Source organism: Pseudomonas oleovorans subsp. oleovorans (assembly GCF_002197815.1).
Lineage (GTDB): Bacteria > Pseudomonadota > Gammaproteobacteria > Pseudomonadales > Pseudomonadaceae > Aquipseudomonas > Aquipseudomonas oleovorans.
Genome location: NZ_NIUB01000008.1, coordinates 38,284 through 57,072, shown reverse-complemented (window position 1 = coordinate 57,072; position 18,789 = coordinate 38,284). Strand labels below are relative to the sequence as shown.

Annotated in this window: 21 protein-coding genes; all 21 read left to right on the top strand. The window is 61.9% G+C overall.

All coding sequences use genetic code 11. The features are described 5' to 3' along the window. Positions 1 to 152: 152 nt before the first annotated feature. The 21 genes from fliH to PSOLE_RS06480 all read left to right on the top strand — a co-directional run bounded on the left by fliH (position 153) and on the right by PSOLE_RS06480 (position 18,779). On the top strand, positions 153 to 953 hold the full coding sequence (fliH, locus tag PSOLE_RS06580) for a flagellar assembly protein FliH (RefSeq protein WP_074857656.1): 801 nt from the start codon (positions 153 to 155) through the stop codon (positions 951 to 953). Beyond that, positions 943 to 2,289: a flagellar protein export ATPase FliI gene (gene fliI / locus PSOLE_RS06575; protein ID WP_055986414.1), complete on the top strand. Its 1,347-nt coding sequence runs from the start codon at positions 943 to 945 to the stop codon at positions 2,287 to 2,289. Before fliH ends, fliI begins: the two co-directional genes overlap by 11 nt. A 70-nt stretch (positions 2,290 to 2,359) precedes the next feature. Then, on the top strand, positions 2,360 to 2,809 hold the full coding sequence (fliJ, locus tag PSOLE_RS06570; protein ID WP_003460736.1) for a flagellar export protein FliJ: 450 nt from the start codon (positions 2,360 to 2,362) through the stop codon (positions 2,807 to 2,809). Positions 2,810 to 2,894: 85 nt separating this feature from the next. Then, positions 2,895 to 3,200: an STAS domain-containing protein gene (locus tag PSOLE_RS06565; RefSeq protein ID WP_003460737.1), complete on the top strand. Its 306-nt coding sequence runs from the start codon at positions 2,895 to 2,897 to the stop codon at positions 3,198 to 3,200. Between the two features lie 2 nt (positions 3,201 to 3,202). After that, entirely contained in the window at positions 3,203 to 4,891 is a 1,689-nt protein-coding gene (locus PSOLE_RS06560; RefSeq protein WP_074857659.1) for an ATP-binding SpoIIE family protein phosphatase, read from the top strand. Positions 4,892 to 4,920: 29 nt separating this feature from the next. After that, complete coding sequence (locus tag PSOLE_RS06555; RefSeq protein WP_074857662.1) at positions 4,921 to 5,274, top strand: Hpt domain-containing protein; 354 nt, start codon at positions 4,921 to 4,923, stop codon at positions 5,272 to 5,274. Positions 5,275 to 5,341: 67 nt separating this feature from the next. Then, entirely contained in the window at positions 5,342 to 6,568 is a 1,227-nt protein-coding gene (locus PSOLE_RS06550) for a flagellar hook-length control protein FliK (protein WP_074857666.1), read from the top strand. A 239-nt stretch (positions 6,569 to 6,807) separates the two neighbouring features. After that, the gene (fliL, locus tag PSOLE_RS06545) at positions 6,808 to 7,323 is read left to right on the top strand and encodes a flagellar basal body-associated protein FliL (protein ID WP_074857669.1); all 516 of its coding nucleotides are present in this window, start codon (positions 6,808 to 6,810) and stop codon (positions 7,321 to 7,323) included. Positions 7,324 to 7,335: 12 nt separating this feature from the next. Beyond that, positions 7,336 to 8,307: a flagellar motor switch protein FliM gene (gene fliM / locus PSOLE_RS06540; RefSeq protein WP_003460756.1), complete on the top strand. Its 972-nt coding sequence runs from the start codon at positions 7,336 to 7,338 to the stop codon at positions 8,305 to 8,307. A gap of 70 nt (positions 8,308 to 8,377) precedes the next feature. Further along, positions 8,378 to 8,854, top strand: a complete 477-nt coding sequence (gene fliN, locus PSOLE_RS06535) for a flagellar motor switch protein FliN (RefSeq protein ID WP_003460759.1) — start codon at positions 8,378 to 8,380, stop codon at positions 8,852 to 8,854. A gap of 2 nt (positions 8,855 to 8,856) precedes the next feature. After that, the gene (gene fliO / locus PSOLE_RS06530; protein ID WP_003460761.1) at positions 8,857 to 9,288 is read left to right on the top strand and encodes a flagellar biosynthetic protein FliO; all 432 of its coding nucleotides are present in this window, start codon (positions 8,857 to 8,859) and stop codon (positions 9,286 to 9,288) included. After that, positions 9,288 to 10,073 carry a flagellar type III secretion system pore protein FliP gene (gene fliP / locus PSOLE_RS06525; RefSeq protein WP_003460762.1) on the top strand — a complete coding sequence of 262 codons (786 nt, stop codon included), beginning with the start codon at positions 9,288 to 9,290 and terminating at the stop codon, positions 10,071 to 10,073. Before fliO ends, fliP begins: the two co-directional genes overlap by 1 nt. Before the next feature lie 11 nt (positions 10,074 to 10,084). Beyond that, positions 10,085 to 10,354, top strand: coding sequence for a flagellar biosynthesis protein FliQ (gene fliQ / locus PSOLE_RS06520; RefSeq protein ID WP_003460763.1), 270 nt, complete (start codon positions 10,085 to 10,087; stop codon positions 10,352 to 10,354). A 7-nt stretch (positions 10,355 to 10,361) separates the two neighbouring features. Next, positions 10,362 to 11,138, top strand: a complete 777-nt coding sequence (gene fliR / locus PSOLE_RS06515; RefSeq protein ID WP_003460764.1) for a flagellar biosynthetic protein FliR — start codon at positions 10,362 to 10,364, stop codon at positions 11,136 to 11,138. A 2-nt stretch (positions 11,139 to 11,140) separates the two neighbouring features. After that, positions 11,141 to 12,277 (top strand): flagellar biosynthesis protein FlhB, encoded by a 1,137-nt coding sequence (gene flhB, locus PSOLE_RS06510; protein ID WP_003460765.1) that lies wholly within the window; start codon positions 11,141 to 11,143, stop codon positions 12,275 to 12,277. Positions 12,278 to 12,362: 85 nt separating this feature from the next. Continuing rightward, the gene (gene flhA / locus PSOLE_RS06505; RefSeq protein ID WP_074857672.1) at positions 12,363 to 14,510 is read left to right on the top strand and encodes a flagellar biosynthesis protein FlhA; all 2,148 of its coding nucleotides are present in this window, start codon (positions 12,363 to 12,365) and stop codon (positions 14,508 to 14,510) included. A gap of 11 nt (positions 14,511 to 14,521) precedes the next feature. Continuing rightward, positions 14,522 to 15,832, top strand: coding sequence for a flagellar biosynthesis protein FlhF (gene flhF / locus PSOLE_RS06500; protein ID WP_074857675.1), 1,311 nt, complete (start codon positions 14,522 to 14,524; stop codon positions 15,830 to 15,832). A 90-nt stretch (positions 15,833 to 15,922) separates the two neighbouring features. Continuing rightward, the gene (gene fleN / locus PSOLE_RS06495; RefSeq protein WP_169713309.1) at positions 15,923 to 16,753 is read left to right on the top strand and encodes a flagellar synthesis regulator FleN; all 831 of its coding nucleotides are present in this window, start codon (positions 15,923 to 15,925) and stop codon (positions 16,751 to 16,753) included. Then, the gene (fliA, locus tag PSOLE_RS06490) at positions 16,750 to 17,496 is read left to right on the top strand and encodes an RNA polymerase sigma factor FliA (protein WP_074857682.1); all 747 of its coding nucleotides are present in this window, start codon (positions 16,750 to 16,752) and stop codon (positions 17,494 to 17,496) included. Before fleN ends, fliA begins: the two co-directional genes overlap by 4 nt. Positions 17,497 to 17,596: 100 nt before the next feature. After that, the gene (locus PSOLE_RS06485) at positions 17,597 to 17,971 is read left to right on the top strand and encodes a chemotaxis response regulator CheY (protein WP_169886842.1); all 375 of its coding nucleotides are present in this window, start codon (positions 17,597 to 17,599) and stop codon (positions 17,969 to 17,971) included. A gap of 19 nt (positions 17,972 to 17,990) precedes the next feature. Further along, positions 17,991 to 18,779 (top strand): protein phosphatase CheZ, encoded by a 789-nt coding sequence (locus PSOLE_RS06480; protein ID WP_003460774.1) that lies wholly within the window; start codon positions 17,991 to 17,993, stop codon positions 18,777 to 18,779. Positions 18,780 to 18,789 lie beyond the last annotated feature (10 nt).

The following is an 18,789-nucleotide window of genomic DNA, read 5'->3' as shown; positions in this document are numbered from 1 at the left end:
CTCCGGGTTGCGCGGCAAATGGCGCCATGCTGTGTTGCGGGACTTGGCAAGGGAGCAACCATTCCCTGCGCTCCACGCCTGCGGAACGCCGCCCGACCATGGCGCCATTTGGCGCAGCAACGCGGCTCGCGTCGAAACGAGAATAGACCCTGATGGCTGCCAAGGAGCCTGATAGCGAGCTGATTCGCGCCAAGGATCTCGGCACGTTCGATCGCTGGGCGCTGCCCAGCTTCGACGCGCCGGGTGACGAACCGGCAGAAGCCGAGGCCGCTGCTGAAGAACATATGCAGCCTCCAGCTGAATCCGAGCAGCAGGACGCCGCACAGGTCGAAGAGGTCGCACTCGAAGATGTCAAACCACTGACGCTCGATGAACTCGAAGCCATTCGCCAGGATGCCTATAACGAAGGCTTCGCCACGGGCGAGAAGGACGGCTTTCACGCCGGCCAGATCAAAGCCAAGCAAGAGGCCGACGCGGCCTTGGCGCTGAAGGTCGGCAGCCTGGAAAAACTCATGACGCAGTTGCTCGAGCCGATTGCCGAGCAGGATCAGCAAATGGAAGTGGCCATGGTACGTCTGGTCAGCCATATGGTGCGCGAGGTGATTCAGCGCGAGCTGAACACCGACTCCAGCCAGATCCGCCAGGTGCTGCGCGAGGCGCTCAAACTGCTGCCAATGGGCGCGCAGAACGTGCGCATTCAGGTCAATCCGCAGGATTTCGAAACGATCAAGGCCTTGCGTGAGCGTCACGAGGAAAGCTGGCGCATCCTCGAGGATGACAGCCTGCTGCCCGGCGGTTGCCGTATCGAGTCCGAGCACAGTCAGATCGACGCCAGTGTCGAAACGCGCATGGCGCAGGCGCTCAAGCAATTGTTCGAGCAGCAGCGCGCGCAAGTCTCTCAGCCGCCGGAAGCGGACATCGACCTGGATCTGGATGCCGTCGATGCGCCTTGAGCGGATCAGTTTCGCCAGACGCCTGGCGGGCTATGTCGAAGCGATCAACCTGCCCAGCCAACCCGTGGTGGAAGGGCGCCTGCTGCGTATGGTCGGCCTGACCCTGGAGGCCGAAGGTTTGCGCGCCGCCATCGGCAGCCGTTGTCTGGTGATCAACAGCGACAGCTATCACCCGGTGCAGGTCGAGGCTGAGGTCATGGGCTTCTCCGGCGGCAAGATCTACCTGATGCCGGTCGGCAGCCTGGCCGGTATCGCGCCAGGTGCGCGTGTGGTGCCGTTGCCGGATACCGGGCGCCTGCCCATGGGCATGTCGATGCTCGGGCGAGTGCTTGATGGCGCCGGGCGTGCGCTCGATGGCAAGGGCGGGATGAAGGCCGAGGACTGGGTACCGATGGATGGCCCTGCTATCAACCCGCTCAACCGCGACCCGATCAGCCAGCCGCTGGATGTTGGTATTCGTTCGATCAACGGTTTGCTTACCGTCGGGCGTGGCCAGCGCTTGGGCCTGTTCGCCGGTACCGGCGTGGGCAAGTCCGTGTTGCTGGGCATGATGACCCGTTTCACAGAGGCGGAAATCATCGTTGTCGGCCTGATCGGCGAACGTGGGCGTGAGGTCAAGGAGTTCATTGACGAGATCCTCGGCGAGGAGGGCATCAAGCGCTCGGTGGTGGTCGCCTCGCCGGCCGACGATGCGCCGCTGATGCGCCTGCGCGCGGCGCAGTACTGCACGCGCATCGCCGAGTATTTCCGCGACAAGGGCAAGAACGTCCTGCTGCTGATGGATTCGCTGACCCGTTACGCCCAGGCCCAGCGCGAAATCGCCCTGGCCATTGGTGAGCCGCCTGCAACCAAGGGGTATCCGCCTTCGGTCTTTGCCAAGCTGCCCAAGCTGGTCGAGCGTGCCGGCAATGCCGAAGCCGGCGGTGGTTCGATCACCGCGTTCTACACGGTGCTGAGTGAGGGTGATGATCAGCAGGACCCCATCGCCGATGCTGCCCGTGGTGTGCTCGACGGACACTTCGTCCTGTCCCGCCGTTTGGCGGAAGAGGGGCACTATCCGGCGATCGACATCGAGGCCTCGATCAGCCGGGTCATGCCGCAGGTCGTGCCGCCGGAGCAGCTCAAGCAGGCGCAGCGCTTCAAGCAGCTGTGGTCACGCTATCAGCAGAGCCGCGATCTGATCAGCGTGGGTGCCTACGTGCCGGGCGGTGATGCGGATACCGATCAGGCCATCGCCCGTCAGCCGGTCATGGCTCAGTACCTGCGTCAGGGCCTCGACGAGAACGTGTCAATGGCGCAGAGCCGCGAGCAGCTGGCTGGGGTGTTGGGACAGTGACCTGTTACCGTAGGGCGGGTGTAACCCGCCAGGGCGATCTGGCGGGTTGCACCCGCCCTACGGGGCGCGGATGAGCCTGAGCCGCGCAAAGCGTCTGCAGCCGGTCGTCGAGATGGCAGAAAAGGCCGAGCGCGAGGCCGCGCGCCAGCTCGGGCATTGCCAAGGGCTGGTGGGGCAGGCTGAGGCCAAGCTGGGCGAGCTGGAGCGTTTTCGTGGCGACTACCAGCAGCAGTGGATCAGCGAGGGCAGCAAGGGCGTTTCCGGCCAGTGGCTGATGAACTACCAGCGCTTTCTGGCGCAACTGGAGACGGCGGTCGGCCAACAGCAGCAAAGTCTGGAGTGGCATCGCGCCAATCTTGAAAAGGTGCGCGCTGTTTGGCAGCAACGCTATGCGCGTCTCGAGGGGCTGCGCAAACTGGTCCAGCGCTACATTGACGAAGCCCGATTGGCCGAGGACAAGCGCGAACAGAAACTGCTCGACGAGCTGGCGCAACGCCTGATCGACCGTGGTGAACCCTGAATAGTGGTTGTTTCGTCGCCGACCAGATGCTACACCTTCAAGCGTGAATTGCCCTATCTGGCAAAGTCTCGACAAAGGAGTAGACATGGCCATTACCTCGCAGCCCTCGGCCGACGGGCAAGAGCTGACCATTGTGATTCGAGGACGCTTCGACTTCGCCTCCCACCAGGAATTTCGTGACGCCTACGAGCGCGTCAACCTGACGCCCAAGCGTTATCAGGTCGACCTGCGTGACACCAGCTATCTGGATAGTTCGGCACTGGGCATGCTGTTGTTGTTGCGTGACCATGCTGGCGGCGATTCGGCGCAGATCAGCCTGCTCAACTGCAGCAGTGACGTGCGCAAGATCCTCGCCATCTCCAACTTCGAGCAGTTGTTCAAGATCAGCTGAGCATGCCTGAGCGACTTGCCATTCTGATCGCCGAGGACAACGCGGCCGACCGCATGCTGTTGTCCACCATCGTCAGTCGTCAGGGGCATCGTGTGCTCACCGCCAGCAATGGCCTGGAAGCCGTCGCGCTGTTCGAGCAGGCGCGTCCACAACTGGTGTTGATGGATGCGTTGATGCCGGTGATGGATGGTTTCGAGGCCGCCCGGCGCATCAAGCAGAAGGCTGGTGAAGCGCTGGTGCCGATCATCTTCCTCACTTCGCTGACCGAGGGTGAGGCGCTGGTACGCTGTCTCGAGGCCGGTGGCGACGACTTTCTCGCCAAGCCCTATAACCGGGTGATACTCGAGGCCAAGATCGGGGCGATGTATCGTCTGCGCCGTCTGCACGACACGGTATTGCAACAGCGCGACCTGATCGCCCGGCACAACGAGCATCTGCTGCGTGAGCAGCGCGTTGCCAAGGCCGTATTCGACAAGGTGGCGCATTCCGGCTGTTTGGATGCGCCGAACATCCGTTACATGCAGTCGCCCTACGCGCTGTTCAATGGTGATTTGCTGCTGGCGGCGTACAAACCGTCTGGCGGCATGCACGTGATGCTGGGCGATTTCACCGGTCATGGTTTGCCGGCGGCTATTGGCGCGATGCCGCTGGCCGAGGTGTTCTACGGCATGACGGCCAAAGGTCATGCCCTTGCCGAGATCCTTCGCGAGATCAACGCCAAGCTCAAGCGCATCCTTCCGGTGGGCGTTTTCTGCTGCGCCACCGTGCTCAATATCAGCAGCAAGCGAGGCTTGCTCGAGGTGTGGAGTGGTGGGTTGCCAGATGGCTACCTGCTACATGGCGATGGTCGCCCGCGTCAGTCATTGGTGTCACGCCATCTGCCCCTGGGAATCCTCGAACCAGCGGCGTTCAGTGATCGCTGTGAGGTCTATCCGCTGGCGCCGGGAGATCGTATTTTTCTGCTCAGTGATGGCGTGCTCGAGGCCAGTGACCAGCAAGGGCAGCTATTCGGCGAGGCGCGCCTGCTCGAGCTTCTGGACGCCAATCGTCAACCGCAGGCATTGTTCGAGGAAATCCAGCTGGCGCTGGCGGCGTTCCGTGGCGAGCAACAGGATGACGTCAGCATGGTTCAGGTCGGCTTGGCCGAAGACGACGAGCATCCTCGCCCACTGGCCTTTGCCGACAGCGGTCAGGGCAGCGTGATGGACTGGTCGGCCAGTTTCGAGTTTCGAGCGCTGAGCCTGCGTCACTTCAACCCACTGCCATTTTTGCTGCAGCTGCTGCTGGACGTGCGGGCGTTGCGGCCGCGTGGTGGTGAGCTGTATACCGTGCTCGCCGAGCTCTATTCCAATGCCCTGGAGCATGGGGTAATGGGGCTGGACTCCTCGCTCAAGCAGAATGCCAGCGGCTTTGCCGAGTATTATCGGGAGCGACGTCTGCGTCTGGCGTCCTTGCAGGATGGCTATGTACGATTTCATTTGCAGATGCTGCCGGAAGAAGGGGGAGGGCGACTGATCGTCCGGGTCGAGGACAGTGGTCCCGGATTCGATCCGCTCACCGTCATGGCGCTTGGTGACGAAGCCCTGTGTGGTCGCGGTCTTGCCCTGGTTCGTCAGCTCTGCGATGGTTTCCAGATTGCCCCGGTTGGCCAGGGAGTCAGCGTGGAGTTTTGCTGGTCCTCTGAGGCATAATGCGACGCTGTTGTTCAGGGAGTGACCCGGTGTCCGATATCCATCTCGACGAAGCCGTCCTGGCGGCCCTGCAGGACGTCATGGAGGACGAATACCCGATTCTGCTCGATACCTTCGTGGCCGATTCCGAGGAGCGTCTGCGTCTGCTGCATGTGGCTGCGACCGAGGGGGATGCGCAGGGCTTGCGCCTGGCTGCGCACAGCTTCAAGGGCAGCTGTAGCAACATGGGAGCGGTGCTTCTAGCCAGCTTGTGCAAGGAACTCGAAGACGCGGGGCGGCGCGAGGCCCTGGACCTGGCCCCGGCGCTGATCGAGCAGATCGAGCGCGAGTTCGCCATCGTGCGCATCCTGTTCAAATCCGAGCGTCAGCGCTATCGCGTCTGACGCCGTTTCACGAGTTGGCCCGCCCTTTGCTCTGATCCTGTCACGACCCATCAGACGGAGAGCGTCCATGTCCGCGTTGCCCGACCTACGCCTGCAGGCTACGCCTGAGGTGAAGAGCAAAGCGAAGCAGCCGGCCAAAGCGCCGGAACCCAGCAAGAACGGTGCTTCCAGCTTTGCCGAGGTATATGCCAAGGAGCGTCAGGCCAAGCCTGGCGAGCGCGCTGGCAGTACCGACAAAACCAGCCAGGAACAGAAGTCTGCGCCGTCAGCAGGGGAGCCCGATGCCGCTTCAACTGCCGCCGAGCAGCCTGCGGTTGCCGCCCCCGGCAATTCCTTGCCGACGCAGGAGGGCGCTGCAGAAGAGCTCGATCCGTTGCTGGCAATGGCGCTGGGCGGTATCCAGGCGCAGGTAGACGATGCTCCGCTAACCGAGGAGTCGTCGGCGCTGCCGGCGCTGGTGATTACCGGTGCCAACAGCGATGCTGCCGATAATGCTGAGCCAGTGCTTGAGGAAGATGCTCTCGATCCGCTGGCGCTGCTCAAACAGCCGGCAGAAGAAGCGAGCAAGGCCCAGGCCCCGCAGGATGCCGCGATCAAGAGCGCGCGTGTGGCGACCAGCACGGACTTCGCCGCGGCCATGGCAGCCATGGGCAAAGGCGAGGAGTCAGGCGAGAGCACTGAAGAACCGACCCTGGACCTGCCACTTGAAAGTCTGCCCAAGGACGCCCTGGAGAGTCTCAAGGACAGCGCTCAGCCCACTCGACCCGATCAGTTCGTCAGCAAGCTCAATGCGTTGACGCAGGCGCTCAGTCATCAGGCTGGCGCCGCGCAACGCCTGCCACTGGTACCCGGTCAGCCGGTCGCCATGCAACAGGGCGGCTGGAGTGAGGCGGTGGTGGATCGTGTCATGTGGCTTTCCAGCCAGAACCTCAAGTCGGCCGAAATTCAGCTGGACCCTGCAGATCTTGGGCGTCTCGAAGTGCGCGTGAACCTGTCCCAGGACCAGGCGCAGGTGACCTTCGCCAGCCCCAATGCCGGGGTGCGTGAAGCGCTGGAAGGGCAGATGCATCGTCTGCGTGAGCTGTTCGCGCAGCAAGGCATGAACCTGGCGGATGCCAACGTCTCCGATCAGTCGCTTAACCGTGGCTGGCAGGGGCAGGGCGAGGGCGGTCGCGGTGGGTCCGGCTCGCGGGATGATCTGCTGGCCAGTGACGAGTTGCAGCCTGGTGCCCATCAGGAAGTGCGCAGCGAGCGCTTGACCGCTGGCCGTGGGCTGGTCGACTACTACGCGTGAGTGGCGGTTAAGCCTGTATCGACACTGGGCAATGGCCGACGATCGGTGTTCCTCCGCTAGACTTGCATTCGCCCGGGTTGCCGAAAGGTGCTCGGGCGAATGCATTTTGGGTGACAGCAGGCAGCTGGAGCTGTTAAATCCGCGGCCCGGAGTTAGACAAGCCTGCTCATATGCTGGCATAACACTTGCTCTTAACCCTTTGAATGCGGAAAGAACGTAGGTACTGACGGATTATTGGCATGGCTAAGAAAGAAGCGGCACCGACTGCCGACGGACAACCCACCGGCAAGAGCAAGCTCAAACTCATCATTCTGATCGTGGTGGGCCTGCTGCTGGCCGTTGGCCTTTCCGTGGGCAGTACCTGGTTCATTTTCAGCAAGGGCGACAAGAGCGAGGAGGTCAAGTCGGCAGAGGCCGCGGCGGCGCCTGTGCGCCAGCCGGCCATCTACCAGGATCTGATGCCGGCCTTCGTGGTCAATTTCAATCACCAGAATCGTACCCGCTACCTGCAGGTCAGCATGGCCTTGATGAGCCGCGATAGCGCCGGCATGGAAAAGCTCAAGGTGCATATGCCGGTATTGCGCAACCGCCTGGTGATGCTGCTGTCCGGCCAGGATTTTGCCGCGCTGCAAACGCCGCTGGGCAAGGAGATGCTCCTGCAGCTGGCGCTGGCCAGCGTGCAGGAGCTGGCGCAGAAGGAAACCGGCAGCACCGTGGTCGAGCAGGTGCTGTTCACCAATTTCGTGTTGCAGTAGCGGGAGCCGAAGATGGCCGTGCAAGACCTGCTTTCCCAGGACGAGATCGATGCGCTGTTGCATGGCGTCGATGACGGCCTGGTGGAAACCGAGGACGCTGCCGAGCCGGGTAGCGTCAAGCAATATGACCTGACCAGTCAGGATCGCATCGTCCGTGGACGCATGCCGACCCTGGAGATGATCAACGAGCGTTTCGCTCGTTATACCCGTATCAGCATGTTCAACCTGCTGCGCCGCTCGGCCGACGTCGCCGTCGGTGGTGTGCAGGTGATGAAATTCGGCGAATACGTGCATTCGCTGTACGTGCCTACCAGTCTCAACCTGGTGAAGATGAAGCCGTTGCGCGGCACCGGTCTGTTCATCCTCGATGCCAAGTTGGTATTCAAGCTGGTCGACAATTTCTTTGGCGGTGACGGCCGTCACGCCAAGATCGAGGGGCGCGAGTTCACCCCCACCGAACTGCGCGTGGTGCGCATGGTGCTCGACCAGGCGTTCGTCGACCTGCGTGAGGCCTGGCACGCGGTGATGGATATCAACTTCGAGTACGTCAACTCCGAGGTCAACCCGGCGCTGGCCAATATCGTCAGCCCGAGCGAGGTGGTGGTCGTGTCGACCTTCCATATCGAACTCGACGGCGGTGGTGGTGACCTGCATATCACCATGCCGTACTCGATGATCGAACCGATCCGCGAGATGCTCGATGCCGGCTTTCAGTCCGATGTCGACGATCAGGACGAGCGCTGGATCAAGGCGCTGCGTGAGGACATCCTCGATGTCAGCGTGCCGCTCGCGGCCACGGTCGCGCGCCGCCAGTTGAAGTTGCGCGACATCCTGCACATGCAGCCGGGCGATGTGATTCCGGTGGAATTGCCGGAGCATGTGGTCATGCGCGCCAACGGTGTGCCGACCTTCAAGGTCAAGCTGGGGGCGCACAAGGGCAATCTGGCCCTGCAGGTGCTGGAACCAATCGAACGCCAGCGCTGAAGTGCTGGTCATGCTTCAGGGCCGCTAGGCCCGATGTGAGCGAATAGCTGAAGCCAGGCGAGGAAAAACGATGGCAGACGAAGAAAATACCTCTCCCGAGGAACAGGCTCTGGCCGATGAGTGGGCGGCAGCGCTGGCCGAGGCGGGCGATGCCGGGCAGGACGACATCGATGCGATGCTGGCTGCGCAGGAGACTCCTGCGCCTGCGGCACCGGCCGCTCCGCGTGCGCCGATGGAAGAGTTCGGCAGTGCGCCGTCTCCCAGCAATCTGCCGGTCACTCTGGATGGGCCCAATCTGGACGTGATTCTGGATATTCCAGTGTCTATCTCCATGGAAGTGGGCAACACCGATATCACTATCCGCAACCTGCTGCAGCTCAATCAGGGCTCGGTGATCGAACTGGATCGTCTGGCCGGTGAGCCGCTCGATGTGCTGGTCAACGGCACCCTGATCGCTCACGGCGAGGTGGTGGTGGTCAACGAGAAGTTCGGCATCCGCCTGACGGATGTGATCAGCCCCAGCGAACGTATCAAGAAGCTGCGCTGATCATGGCCCGACTTTTAGCGTTGTTGCTTGCGCTGCCCGGGTTTGCGCTGGCAGCCGAGCCTGCGGACAAGGCCGCCACGCCCATGGCCGGCAGCGATGTGGCCGGCCAGTTGGGGCAGTTGCTGCTGGGGTTGCTGCTGGTCATCGGCCTGATCTTCGTCCTGGCCTGGCTGCTACGCCGCGTGCAGCAACTGGCGCCACGCAGCGGGCAGGTGATCAAGCTGTTGGCCACGCAACCGCTGGGGCCGCGTGATCGCCTGGTGCTGGTGCAGGTGGGCAACGAGCAGATTCTGCTGGGATTGTCTGCCGGGCGTATCGCGCCTCTGCATGTGCTCAAGGAGCCCGTGCACCTGTCCGATGCCGAGCCCGCTACGCCGGAGTTTGCCCAGCGCCTGATGGAGCTGCTGGGCAAGGATCAGAAGGACAAATCCTGATGTTGCGTTTGTTGCTGGTAGTGCTGCTGAGCCTGGCTGCTTCACTGGCGTTCGCCGAAGATCCGCCGAGTGCCAGTTCGCTGATTCAGCAGGGCAGCAACCCATTGTCGATCCCGGCTATTACCCTGTCGACGGATGCCGAGGGGCAGCAGGAATATTCGGTCAGCCTGCAGATTTTGCTGATCATGACGGCGCTGAGTTTCATACCGGCGTTCGTCATGCTGATGACCAGCTTCACCCGCATCATCATCGTCTTTTCCATCCTGCGTCAGGCCCTGGGTCTGCAGCAGACCCCCTCGAACCAGATTCTCGTTGGCTTGGCGCTGTTTCTGACGATGTTCATCATGGCGCCGATCTTCGACCGGATTAACACCGATGCCCTGCAGCCCTACCTGAACGAGGAAATCATCGCTCAAGAAGCGCTGAGCCGGGCAGAGGTGCCGATTCGCGACTTCATGCTGGCGCAGACCCGTGAGAGCGACCTGGCCCTGTTCGTGCGGCTGTCCAAACGCACCGACCTGGCCAGCGTGGAGGACGTGCCGCTGACCATTCTGGTGCCGGCCTTCGTCACCTCCGAGCTGAAGACCGCGTTCCAGATCGGCTTCATGATCTTCATCCCGTTTTTGATCATCGACATGGTGGTCGCCAGTATCCTCATGGCGATGGGCATGATGATGCTCTCGCCACTGATCATCTCTTTGCCGTTCAAGATCATGCTGTTCGTCCTGGTCGATGGTTGGGCGCTGATCATGGGCACACTGGCCGCCAGTTTCGGCACCTTATAGCGAGGCTGATGATGACTCCCGAGGTTGCGGTTGATCTGTTTCGTGAAGCGCTCTGGCTGATCGTGCTGATCGTCGGTCTGGCCGTGGTGCCGAGTCTGGTGGTGGGGTTGATCGTGGCCATGTTCCAGGCGGCCACGCAAATCAACGAACAGACGCTGAGCTTCCTGCCGCGCCTGATCGTGATGCTGGTTACCCTGATCTGGGCCGGCCCCTGGCTGGTCAGTCAGCTGATGGAGTACACCCAGACGCTGATCCAGAACATTCCCTACCTGATCGGCTGAGGGTGCCATGTTGGAGTTGAGCGATGCGCAGATCAGCAGCTGGGTGGGCCAGTTTCTGCTGCCGTTGTTCCGCATCGCCGCGATGTTGATGGTCATGCCGATCATCGGCACCCAACTGGTTCCGACCCGTGTGCGCCTGTATCTGGCGCTGGCCATCACCATCGTGCTGGTGCCGGTATTGCCGCCGATGCCGCAGGTTGATGCGCTGAACTTGCGCAGCCTGTTGCTGATACTTGAACAGGTGCTGATCGGCGCCATGTTCGGCTTCATCCTGCAGTTGTTCTTCCACCTGTTTGCCGTGGCCGGGCAGATTATCGCCATGCAGATGGGCCTGGGCTTCGCCTCCATGGTGGACCCGACCAATGGCGTGTCGGTGCCGGTGCTTGGCCAGTTCATGCTGATGCTGGTGACCCTGCTGTTTCTGGCGATCAACGGTCATCTGGTGGCGTTGGAGATTCTGGCGGAGAGTTTCGTCACCTTGCCTTACGGCCAGGGTTTCATGGTCAACCATTACTGGACACTGGCGGGCAAGCTGAGTTGGGTGATCGGCGCGGGCCTGCTGTTGACCTTGCCGGCAGTGACTGCGTTGCTGGTGATCAACCTGGCATTTGGCGTGATGACGCGCGCAGCGCCACAGCTCAATATCTTTTCCATCGGTTTCCCGTTGACGCTGGCCCTGGGCCTGGTGATCTACTGGATCAGCCTTTCCGATTTCGGCAGCCTGTTCCAGGCGCTGGCCAGCGATGCTTTGCAGCAGCTGGGTGAATTCGCTCTGGTGAGGTAGCCATGGCCGAAAGCGAGAGCGGTGCCGACAAAAGCGAGGAACCCACAGGCAAGCGACTTGAAGAGTCGCGCAAGAAAGGTCAGATCGCCCGTTCCAAGGAGCTCAATACCCTGGCGGTCACCCTCACCGGCACCATGGCCCTGATTATCTTCGGTGCCTACATGGGCAACGTGCTGATGGACATCATGCGCGGCAATTTCAGCCTGCCGCGTGAGGTGTTGATGAGCGAGCGCAGCATGGCGCTTTACCTGCTGGCTTCCGGCAAGGAAGCCCTGCTGGCGATGCAGCCATTCTTGATCGCCTTGCTGATCGCCTCTATCGTCGGCCCCATCGCTTTGGGCGGCTGGCTATTTTCCACGGAAGCACTGCAGCCCAAGGCCAGTCGGATGAATCCGCTGGCGGGGCTCAAACGCATGTTCTCGGTTCAGGCGCTGGTCGAGTTGCTCAAAGCGTTGGCCAAGTTCCTGGTCATCCTCGCCGTGGCGCTGGTGGTACTTTCGGTGGATCAGGACGATTTGCTGGCCATCGCCAATGAGCCCATCGAGCCGGCCATCCTGCACAGTCTGAAGGTGGTCGGCTGGAGCGCTTTTTGGCTGTCCTGTGGCCTGATCCTGATCGCCGCCGTGGATGCGCCATTCCAGCTGTGGAGTCACAAGCAGAAGCTGAAGATGACCAAGCAGGAGGTCCGCGACGAGTACAAGGACACCGAGGGCAAACCCGAGGTCAAGGGACGCATTCGTCAGTTGCAGCGTGAAATGGCTGAACGCCGCATGATGCAGGCCGTACCGCAGGCCGATGTGGTGATTACCAACCCGACGCACTTCGCCGTGGCGCTCAAGTACGACCCGGAGAAGGGAGGGGCGCCGCTGTTGCTGGCCAAGGGCGGCGACTTCCTGGCGCTGAAGATTCGTGAGATCGCCCAGGAGCACAAGGTGATGGTGTTGGAATCACCGGGGCTGGCGCGGGCCGTTTACTACTCTACCGAACTCGATCAGGAAATCCCCGCCGGTCTCTATCTGGCGGTGGCGCAGGTGCTGGCCTACGTCTATCAGTTGCGTCAGTACCAGGCCGGCAAGGGCAAGCGCCCCGGCCCGTTACCGGATTTGCCCATCCCGCCAGATCTGCGTCGTGATTCGTAACGTGCGTCTTGGGCGCTGCCCTGTCATTTATGGAACGCTTCTTGCCATTACCCCTTCAGGACGCACTTTCGCGTCAAAAGATTGAATGGTTTGGGGTAGGGACGTGGCAGTAGATCGCGCACAGCTAATCGGTGACGTACGCAGCAACCTTGCAGGTTTGCGCCACGGCAACCTGGGTATCCCCCTGCTGCTGCTGGTCATGCTCGGCATGGTCATGCTGCCGATCCCGCCGTTTCTGCTCGACACTCTGTTCACCTTCAGCATCGCGCTGTCCATCGTCGTGCTGCTGGTCAGCATCTATGCGTTGCGACCGCTGGATTTCGCCGTGTTCCCTACCATCCTGCTGGCGGCCACGTTGTTGCGTCTGGCGCTGAACGTGGCTTCGACCCGCGTGGTGCTGCTCAACGGCCACGAGGGCCACGGCGCGGCGGGGCAGGTGATCCAGGCCTTCGGTGAGGTGGTGATCGGCGGTAACTACGTGGTCGGTATCGTGGTGTTCGCCATCCTCATGATCATCAACTTCGTGGTGGTCACCAAGGGTGCCGGACGGATTTCCGAAGTGAGCGCGCGCTTCACCCTCGATGCCATGCCTGGCAAGCAGATGGCTATCGACGCCGACCTCAATGCTGGCCTGATCGATCAGAACGAAGCCAAGAAACGCCGCAGTGAAGTGGCGCAGGAGGCAGATTTCTACGGCTCGATGGACGGTGCCAGCAAGTTTGTCCGCGGCGACGCCATCGCCGGCCTGCTGATTCTGTTCATCAACCTCATCGGCGGTATCGCCATCGGCGTGCTGCAGCACGGCCTGCCGTTCGCCGAGGCGGGCAAGGTCTACACCCTGCTGACCATCGGCGACGGCCTGGTCGCACAGATTCCCTCCCTGCTGCTGTCCACCGCCGCCGCGGTGATGGTGACCCGTGTTTCCAGCTCCGAGGACATGGGCGCCCAGGTCAACCGGCAGATGTTTGCTTCGCCGCGGGCGTTGGCGGTGGCGGCGGCGATCATGATTGCCATGGGTCTGGTGCCCGGCATGCCGCATTTCTCCTTTATCAGCCTGGGCCTGGTGGCCGCTGGCGCCGCCTACTGGATCGCTAACAAGCAGCGCAAGACCAAGGAAGAGGAGGTCAAGGAGGTACAGCGCCAACAGGAGCTGCTGCCGGCGCAGAAGGCGCAGGAGGTCAAGGAACTGGGCTGGGACGACGTCACCCCGGTGGACATGGTCGGCCTGGAGGTCGGCTACCGGCTGATTCCGCTGGTCGATCGCAACCAGGGTGGCCAGTTGCTGGCGCGGATCAAGGGTGTGCGCAAGAAGCTGTCGCAGGAAATGGGCTTTCTCATGCCCTCGGTGCATATTCGCGACAACCTCGATCTGGCGCCCAACGCCTACCGCTTGACGCTCATGGGCGTCAGCGTGGCCGAGGCCGAGGTGTATCCGGATCGCGAACTGGCGATCAACCCCGGCCAGGTGTTCGGCCCGCTCAATGGTATTGCCGCCAAGGATCCGGCGTTCGGTCTGGAGGCCGTGTGGATCGACCCCACTCAGCGCGATCAGGCGCAGTCGCTGGGCTATACCGTGGTCGATGCCAGTACCGTGGTTGCCACTCACCTCAACCAGATCCTGCACAAGCATGCCCACGAGCTGCTGGGGCACGAGGAAGTGCAGCAGTTGATGCAGTTGCTGGCCAAGAGTTCGCCGAAGCTGGCCGAAGAGTTGGTGCCGGGTTTGGTATCGCTGTCGACGCTGCTCAAGGTGTTGCAGGCGCTGCTGCAGGAGCAGGTGCCGGTGCGCGACATGCGCACCATCGCCGAGGCCATCGCCAACGTCGCGCCGAAGAGTCAAGATCCCGCCGCGATGGTCGCCGCAGTGCGCGTGTCGCTGGCCCGCGCCATCGTACAAGGCATCGTGGGGCTAGAGCCGGAGCTGCCTGTGATAACCCTCGAGCCAAGGTTGGAACAGATCTTGCTCAACAGTCTGCAGAAGGCCGGTCAGGGCAGCGAGGATGGCATCCTCCTCGAACCGGGCATGGCCGAGAAGCTGCAGCGTTCCCTGGTGGAAGCGGCGCAGCGCCAGGAAATGCTCGGCAAGCCGGTGATTCTACTGGTGGCCGGACCGATCCGGGCGATGTTGTCGCGCTTCGCGCGGCTGGCGGTACCCAGCATGCACGTGCTGGCCTACCAGGAAATTCCGGACAACAAGCAGGTCACCATAGTCGCTACGGTTGGCCAGAACTGAGGTAAAGGGTCATGCAGGTCAAACGCTTCTTCGCCGCCGATATGCGGACCGCCATGAAACTGGTGCGTGATGAATTGGGCGCCGATGCCGCGATCATCGGCAATCGCCGTGTCGCCGGTGGTGTCGAACTGACTGCTGCGCTGGATTATCAGGTGCCGGCACCCGTGCGTCCGAACCCGGCGCTGGAAGCCGAGCTGCGCAAGACCCAGGCGCGCATCGCCAGCGCCCAGGCGGAGCTGAGCACGCGTGCCGAGCAGGATGCTGGCAAGGATCGCCAACTGTTCGCCAACGAGTCGTTGTTGGCACCCGAGCTGCCGGCGACTCCGGTCAAGCCGCAGCGCCCGGTCGAGGCCGTAGCGCCTGCTGCGCCGGCGGTCGATCCACGTGCGCTGGATGCCATGCGCTTCGAGCTCAACGGCCTGCGTGAGCTGATCGAAGTGCAACTGGGCTCCATCGCCTGGGGACAACTGCAGAACCGCCGCCCGCAGCAGGCCAATCTGTGGCGCCGCCTGCAGCGCATGGGGCTGTCTGCCGAGCTATCGCAGGCGCTGCTGAGCAAGGTGGCCGGTGTGGCCGAGCCGCGTCAGGCCTGGCGCATGCTGCTGGCGCATCTGGCTCACGCGATCACTACGCCCAAGGTCGAGCCGCTGGAAGAGGGTGGTGTGATCGCGCTGGTTGGCCCGGCCGGCATGGGCAAGACCACTACCCTGGCCAAGCTGGCTGCGCGTTATGTGCTTAAGTACGGCTCGCAACAGGTCGCTCTGGTGAGCATGGACAGCTTCCGCATTGGCGCGCAGGAACAGCTCAAGACCCTGGGGCGCATTCTCGGCGTGTCGGTGACTCAGATCGACCCTGGTCAGTCTCTGCTGCAGGCAATGGAGCCCCTGAGCAAGAAGCGTGTGGTGCTGATCGATACTGCCGGCCTGCCCGGCAATGATCCGGCGCTGCGCCTGCAGTTGGAGAGCCTGGCCTCGGCACGCATCAAGGCGAAGAATTATCTGGTGCTGGCCGCAACAAGTCAGAGCCAAGTGCTCAAGGCGGCCTACCATAGTTACAAGCGTTGTGGCCTTTCAGGCTGCATACTGACGAAACTGGACGAAGCCGCGAGTCTGGGTGAGGTTTTAGGTCTGGCTATAGGCCAGCAACTGCCGGTAGCCTATGTGACGGACGGGCCGCGGATTCCGGACGATCTGCACGTGCCGCGTAGCCATCAGCTGGTCAGCCGTGCCGTGGGGCTGCAGGCTGCCGAGGAGCCGAGTGAAGAGGCCATGGCGCAGATGTTCGCCGGTCTCTACCACAACCCGGCGCAGCGCGCCGGCTGAAATAGCGACAGTGTTGCACCCTCTCGCGCAGGTGCGTGGGAGTGAACGGCCCGAGGGCCACGTCGAAGTTAGACAAGATGTAGAAAGAACATGGGTATGCATCCCGTACAGGTGATCGCAGTGACCGGCGGCAAGGGCGGTGTCGGCAAGACCAACGTATCAGTCAATCTGTCCATGGCCCTGGCTGACCTTGGTCGTCGGGTGATGTTGATGGACGCTGACCTGGGCCTGGCCAATGTCGATGTATTGCTGGGCCTGACCCCCAAACGCACCCTGGCCGATGTGATTGCCGGTGAGTGCGACCTGCGCGACGTCCTCCTGCAGGGGCCGGGCGGCATCCGTATCGTGCCGGCTGCCTCCGGCACGCAGAGCATGGTCAGCCTCACGCCGATGCAGCATGCCGGGCTGATCCAGGCCTTCAGCGACATCAGCGAGAACCTCGACGTGCTGGTGATCGACACCGCCGCCGGCATCGGTGATGCCGTGGTCAGCTTCGTCCGTGCCGCGCAGGAAATTCTCGTGGTGGTCTGCGATGAGCCGACCTCGATCACCAATGCCTATGCGTTGATCAAGCTGCTCAACCGTGACCACGGCATCAGTCGCTTCCGCGTTCTGGCCAACATGGCGCACAGCCCGCAGGAAGGCCGCAATCTGTTTGCTAAGCTGACCAAGGTGACGGATCGCTTCCTCGATGTCGCCCTGCAGTATGTTGGCGCCGTGCCCTACGATGAGTGTGTGCGCAAGGCCGTGCAGAAGCAGCGCGCCGTCTATGAAGCCTTCCCTCGATCCAAGTGCGCTCTGGCGTTCAAGGCGATCGCTCAGAAGGTCGATACCTGGCCGTTGCCGGCCAATCCCCGTGGCCATCTGGAGTTTTTCGTCGAGCGTCTGGTGCAACAACCGACTGCAGACTCGGCCATATGACAGCAGCTTCTGGACTTCGCATGTACAACAAGGCTCAGGCGCAGGACTCCCAGCACCAGTTGATCGAGCGCTATGCACCGCTGGTCAAGCGCATTGCCTTCCACCTGCTGGCTCGTCTGCCGGCCAGCGTGCAGGTTGATGATCTTATCCAGGCCGGCATGATCGGCCTGCTCGAAGCCTCGCGCAAATACGATTCCAGCAAGGGTGCCAGTTTCGAGACCTTCGCCGGTATCCGTATTCGCGGCTCCATGCTCGACGAGGTGCGCAAGGGTGATTGGGCGCCGCGTTCGGTGCACCGCAACAGCCGTATGGTCAGCGATGCGATTCGTGTCGTTGAGGCAAGAACCGGGCGGGACGCTAAAGATCACGAGGTTGCGGCCGAACTCCAATTGAGTCTGGAAGATTACTACGGCATTCTTGGCGACACTTTGGGCAGCCGCCTGTTTAGTTTCGACGACCTGTTGCAGGACGGCGAGCACTATGGGTTGCACGAAGACGCCGGACACACTCACCTCGAACCTTCGCGGAACCTCGAAGACGAACGCTTCCAGGCGGCCTTGGCCGATGCCATCGCCGGTTTGCCGGAGCGCGAACGTCTGGTGCTGGCGCTGTATTACGATGAAGAACTGAACTTGAAGGAAATCGGTGAAGTGCTGGGGGTTAGCGAGTCACGCGTGAGCCAGTTGCACAGCCAGTGCGCGGCGCGTTTGCGCTCGCGGCTGAGTGAATGGCGCGCTGGCTGAACGCGGCGTACTCGCAGGCGCAAAACGGTTTCACGATTAAAGGGCGTAGTTGCAAGCGCAATACGTTTGGGACTGTACGGAGGTCGACTTGGACAAGAACATGAAAATCCTCATCGTTGACGATTTCTCGACGATGCGACGGATCATCAAGAACCTCTTGCGGGATTTGGGTTTCACTAACACCGCGGAAGCCGATGACGGCACCTCGGCGCTGCCGATGCTGCAAAGCGGCAGTTTCGACTTTCTGGTGACCGACTGGAACATGCCCGGCATGACCGGCATCGACCTGCTGCGTGCGGTACGTGCCGACGATCGCCTCAAGCACCTGCCGGTGCTGATGGTGACTGCCGAAGCCAAGCGCGATCAGATCATCGAGGCGGCCCAGGCCGGTGTGAATGGCTACGTGGTCAAGCCCTTCACCGCTCAGGTGTTGAAGGAAAAGATCGAGAAGATCTTCGAGCGGGTCAACGGCTGATGTCAGCCGCGAGGGTGCTATGGAACATGATGACTCCACGCTGGGTGACCTCGAGTCGACCCTGAAAAGCAATGCCCGCGATCTGGTCGATAGCCTTGAGCAAGGTAATTTCGGCGCTGCGGTGCAACTGATCAACGAGCTGAACAAGGTCCGCGATCGCGGGCTGTATCACGAGGTCGGCAAACTGACCCGTGAACTGCACAACGCCATTGTCAATTTTCAGCTCGATCCGCGTATGCCGCATGCCCAGGAACTGTCGCAGATCGCCGACGCTACCGAACGCCTGAACTACGTCGTGACCATGACCGAAAAGGCTGCCAACCGGACCATGGATCTGGTGGAGCAGAGCGCGCCGCTGGTCAACGACCTGAGCGATGAAGCGCAAAGCCTGAGCGTCGAGTGGGGTCGTTTCATGCGCCGCGAAATCGGTGCCGATGGCTTTCGTGAGCTGGCCAAGCGTGTCGAGCTGTTCCTCGCCCGTAGCGAGCGAGATGGCGCCAAGCTCTCCGGTCATCTCAACGACATTCTGTTGGCGCAGGACTACCAGGACCTCACCGGCCAGGTGATCAAGCGTGTCACCCAACTGGTGACCGAAGTGGAAAGCAACCTGCTCAAGCTGATGCTCATGGCCAGCCAGGTCGACCGTTTTGCCGGCATTCAGCACAACCACGACGTGCTACGCGCCGAACAGGAAAAATTAAAAGAACCATCGCGGGGTGAAGGTCCGCAGATTCATGCCGATAAGCGTGATGACGTTGCCTCCAACCAAGACGATGTCGACGACCTGCTGTCCAGCCTAGGGTTCTAAGGAGCACACA

What these genes read in the sequence shown, in the direction of transcription:
- PSOLE_RS06485 (WP_169886842.1), top strand. Translation starts at nt 17,597, where the DNA reads ATGAAAATCCTCATCGTTGACGATTTCTCGACGATGCGACGGATCATC.
- fliO (WP_003460761.1), top strand. Translation starts at nt 8,857, where the DNA reads ATGGCCCGACTTTTAGCGTTGTTGCTTGCGCTGCCCGGGTTTGCGCTG.
- flhB (WP_003460765.1), top strand. Translation starts at nt 11,141, where the DNA reads ATGGCCGAAAGCGAGAGCGGTGCCGACAAAAGCGAGGAACCCACAGGC.
- fleN (WP_169713309.1), top strand. Translation starts at nt 15,923, where the DNA reads ATGGGTATGCATCCCGTACAGGTGATCGCAGTGACCGGCGGCAAGGGC.
- fliM (WP_003460756.1), top strand. Translation starts at nt 7,336, where the DNA reads ATGGCCGTGCAAGACCTGCTTTCCCAGGACGAGATCGATGCGCTGTTG.
- flhF (WP_074857675.1), top strand. Translation starts at nt 14,522, where the DNA reads ATGCAGGTCAAACGCTTCTTCGCCGCCGATATGCGGACCGCCATGAAA.
- PSOLE_RS06565 (WP_003460737.1), top strand. Translation starts at nt 2,895, where the DNA reads ATGGCCATTACCTCGCAGCCCTCGGCCGACGGGCAAGAGCTGACCATT.
- fliR (WP_003460764.1), top strand. Translation starts at nt 10,362, where the DNA reads ATGTTGGAGTTGAGCGATGCGCAGATCAGCAGCTGGGTGGGCCAGTTT.
- fliP (WP_003460762.1), top strand. Translation starts at nt 9,288, where the DNA reads ATGTTGCGTTTGTTGCTGGTAGTGCTGCTGAGCCTGGCTGCTTCACTG.
- PSOLE_RS06550 (WP_074857666.1), top strand. Translation starts at nt 5,342, where the DNA reads ATGTCCGCGTTGCCCGACCTACGCCTGCAGGCTACGCCTGAGGTGAAG.
- flhA (WP_074857672.1), top strand. Translation starts at nt 12,363, where the DNA reads ATGGTTTGGGGTAGGGACGTGGCAGTAGATCGCGCACAGCTAATCGGT.
- fliJ (WP_003460736.1), top strand. Translation starts at nt 2,360, where the DNA reads ATGAGCCTGAGCCGCGCAAAGCGTCTGCAGCCGGTCGTCGAGATGGCA.
- fliI (WP_055986414.1), top strand. Translation starts at nt 943, where the DNA reads ATGCGCCTTGAGCGGATCAGTTTCGCCAGACGCCTGGCGGGCTATGTC.
- fliA (WP_074857682.1), top strand. Translation starts at nt 16,750, where the DNA reads ATGACAGCAGCTTCTGGACTTCGCATGTACAACAAGGCTCAGGCGCAG.
- fliN (WP_003460759.1), top strand. Translation starts at nt 8,378, where the DNA reads ATGGCAGACGAAGAAAATACCTCTCCCGAGGAACAGGCTCTGGCCGAT.
- fliQ (WP_003460763.1), top strand. Translation starts at nt 10,085, where the DNA reads ATGACTCCCGAGGTTGCGGTTGATCTGTTTCGTGAAGCGCTCTGGCTG.
- fliH (WP_074857656.1), top strand. Translation starts at nt 153, where the DNA reads ATGGCTGCCAAGGAGCCTGATAGCGAGCTGATTCGCGCCAAGGATCTC.
- PSOLE_RS06560 (WP_074857659.1), top strand. Translation starts at nt 3,203, where the DNA reads ATGCCTGAGCGACTTGCCATTCTGATCGCCGAGGACAACGCGGCCGAC.
- fliL (WP_074857669.1), top strand. Translation starts at nt 6,808, where the DNA reads ATGGCTAAGAAAGAAGCGGCACCGACTGCCGACGGACAACCCACCGGC.
- PSOLE_RS06480 (WP_003460774.1), top strand. Translation starts at nt 17,991, where the DNA reads ATGGAACATGATGACTCCACGCTGGGTGACCTCGAGTCGACCCTGAAA.